This window comes from Burkholderia sp. E168m15, assembly GCF_016586105.1.
Classification (GTDB): Bacteria; Pseudomonadota; Gammaproteobacteria; order Burkholderiales; family Burkholderiaceae; genus Burkholderia; species Burkholderia orbicola.
In genome coordinates, this window is sequence record NZ_BCPO01000202.1 from 1 (window position 1) to 3,152 (window position 3,152).

The 3,152-nt window shown below is 69.4% G+C and carries 1 protein-coding gene and 1 pseudogene; both read left to right on the forward strand.

All coding sequences use genetic code 11. The annotated features are described in order from the left end of the window. On the forward strand, positions 1-2,307 hold a 2,307-nt coding region (locus JMF86_RS31450; RefSeq protein WP_201317266.1), incomplete at its 5' end, for an autotransporter domain-containing protein. A 57-nt stretch (positions 2,308-2,364) separates the two neighbouring features. Continuing rightward, a pseudogene (locus JMF86_RS31455) lies at positions 2,365-3,152 on the forward strand (hypothetical protein); the annotation flags it as partial.

Genomic DNA, 3,152 nt, shown 5'->3' on the forward strand with positions numbered 1-3,152 from the left:
CTGAGCGGCCCGATCTCGGGCGGGGGCAACCTGGCGGTGAGCGGCCCGTCGACGACGACCCTCGGCGGCGCGAACGTGTACACGGGCAACACGACGATCGGCAACGGCAGCACGCTGGCGATCGGCGGCAACGGCAGCCTGTCGGCGGGCAGCGCCCTGACGCTGGCCGGCAACGGCGCGACGCTCGACGTCGGCGCGGCCACGACGCCGCAGACGGCGAGCGCGTTGTCGGGCGCCGCCGGTTCGACCGTGAATCTCGGCGGCAATACGCTGACCGTGGCCGGTCCGGCGGGCGGTTCGTTCGGCGGCACGATCGCGGGCACCGGCGGCTTCGCGGTGCAGGGCGGCGGCACGCAGACGCTGACCGGCGCCAACACGTACACCGGCGGCACGACGATCGGCAGCGGCAGCATGCTCGCGCTCGCCGGTGCAGGCAGCCTCGCGCCGACGAGCCCGGTGATCCTCGCGGGCAGCGGCGCGACGCTGAACCTGGCGGCCTCGGCCGCGCCGCAGTCGATCGGCACGCTGTCGGGTACGACGGGTTCGACCGTGAATCTCGGCGCGACGCCGCTGACGGTCAATACCGCCGGCACCAGCTCGTTCGCGGGCACGCTGTCGGGTACCGGCCCGCTGACGCTGGCCGGCACGGGCGCGCAGGTGCTGAGCGGGACGAACACGCTGTCCGGGCCGACGAACGTGACGGGCGGCACGCTCGCCGTCACCGGTTCGCTGGCCAGCTCGCCGGTGACCGTCGGCAGCGGCGCGACCGTCACCGGGACGGGCACGGTCGGCGGCCTGGTCGTGTCGGGCGGCGGTACTGCATCGGTCCTCCAGCTGGGGCAGCCGCTGAAGGTCGCGGGCAACGCGACCTTCCAGCCGGGCTCGACGCTGCAGGTCGGCGCCACGCCGCAGCAGAGCGGCGGCCTCGACGTGACCGGCTCCGCCACGCTCAACGGTGGGTCGGTGCAGGTCGTCGCGGCGACCGGGCAATACCAGCCGGGCAAGCTCTACACCATCGTGAATGCCGGCGCGGGCGTGCAAGGGCAATTCAGCGCGGTGAACTCGACGTATGCGTTCCTCACGCCGACGCTCACGTACAACCCGGCGCAGGTACTGATGTCGCTGGCGCCGAACGGCACGCCGTTCGCGTCGGTGGCGACTACGCCCGACGGGCAAGCGGTGGCGGGCGCGGTCGGCACGCTCGGCGCCGGCAACCCGCTGTTCGATACGGTGCTGACGTCGGATGCGACGACCGCGAACCGCGCATTCACGCAACTGGCCGGCGATCTGTATCCGAGTACGCGTAGCGTGCTGCTGTCGGACAGCCGCTACGTGCGCGACGCGGTGCTCGATCGTGCGCGGCTCGGTTCGCAGCCGGGCGGGGCGCTGTGCGGATGCGAGGCGCCGGTGTCGGCGGACGACCATGCGGCGGCGCTCGACCGGCGCATGGCCGCGGAAAACGGCTGCACGCCGGCCAAGTCGTACAAGCCCGCGGTGTGGGGCCGACTGTACGGCTCGCATAGCCGGTTCAACGGCGACGGCGTCGCGTCGATCGATCGCAACCTGTATGGCTTCATCGTCGGCACGGATGCGGAAGTCAGCAGCCACTGGCGCGTCGGTATCGCGGGCGGCGCGTCGCGCAGCCAGCTCAATACCGACCAGAACGAGTCGGCGAAGGTCAACGGCGGGACGATCGCGCTGTACGCCAGCGGCCGATACGACGCGTGGAACGTGCGCGGTGGCGTGTCGCAGTCGTGGTACCGCGTGCATAGCGAGCGCAATCCGTCGTTCGGCAGCTTCGCCGACCACGATACCGCCAGCTACGACGCGAACGCGACGCAGGTGTTCACCGAGATCGGCTACTCGACGGCCATTCGCAACGTCTCGCTCGAACCGTTTGTCGGGCTTGCGTTCGCGAGCCTGCACACCGGCGGCTTCAGGGAGAACGGCGGCGCGGCGGCGCTGCAGGGCGATTCCGACACGACGGGCCTCGGCTTCTCGACGCTCGGCGTGCGGGCCTCGACCGACGTCGCGGTCACGACGAAGGGCAAGGTCACGGCGTTCGGCACCGTCGGATGGCGGCATGCATTCGGCAATACGCAGCCGGCGTCGACGCTGTCGTTCGCGAGCGGCGGTTCGCCGTTCAGCGTGACCGGCGTGCCGGTCGCGCGTGATGCCGCGGTGCTCGAGGTCGGTGTCGATGCGGCCGTGACCAAGAACCTGTCGCTCGGCCTGTCGTATAGCGGCCAGCTTGGCGGCCACATCAGCGATCACGCGTTGTACGGCAATCTGTTGTGGAAGTTCTAAAGGGAGGGGCGACGGCCGTTCGCGATGAAGTCGTCGTGAGCGGCCGATCGTTTATCGATGGTTATGTGGTGGTTTGTTTTCAGGTTCGTATTTCAGAAACTTCGTGATGCGAATCGTTTTCATGAAGCGCGTCACGCGGTGTTTGGTATCCCGTTGCATCGGTCTGTTCGAACTTGTTTCAACGCTTTGCCGTATCGGGCAATCCGCGAACGATTCGTGCCGCCTTCGGGCGACAGGGTCCACGCGTCATCGCTCGAGCTGTTCCGCGGTTGTCCAACCGAACTGAGGTTACTCATGAAAACGAAAATGAACGTGAAATTGACGGGCATCGCCCTGTCGGTCGCGGCTGTGTTCAGCCTGGCCGCCACGGCGTCCCAGGCGGTGGTCGTGACCGCCGTGCCGGGAAGTCTCAGCAACACCGACGGCTTGATCATCGAAGGCGCGTCGCCGGCGCCCGGGGGACTCATCGGCACGGTGACGGGATGGGGGAATGGGGCGGTGACGGTCGGCAACCCGAATGCAGGCGGTATCTCGATCGGGCTTGCCGGGACGGGGACGGGAAGCGCGGCCATTGGTATCGGTAGCGGATTGCTCGAGCCGGTCGCGGGCGTGGCCGGTACGGTGACGGGTGCGCTGGGTGGTCTCGGCGGAAGTGGTGGTACGACCGGCGGGCTTGGTGGTGTCGTCGGGACGGTGGCGAACGCGGCCACCGGCGCGGTCGGTGCCGTGACGGGCGTGTTGGGTGGTGTTGGTGGCAGCGGCGGTGGTCTCGGCGGCGTCGTTGGCACGGTGACCGGTGCGCTGGGTGGCATCGGCGGTGGCAATCCGACTGGCGGTCTCGGGGG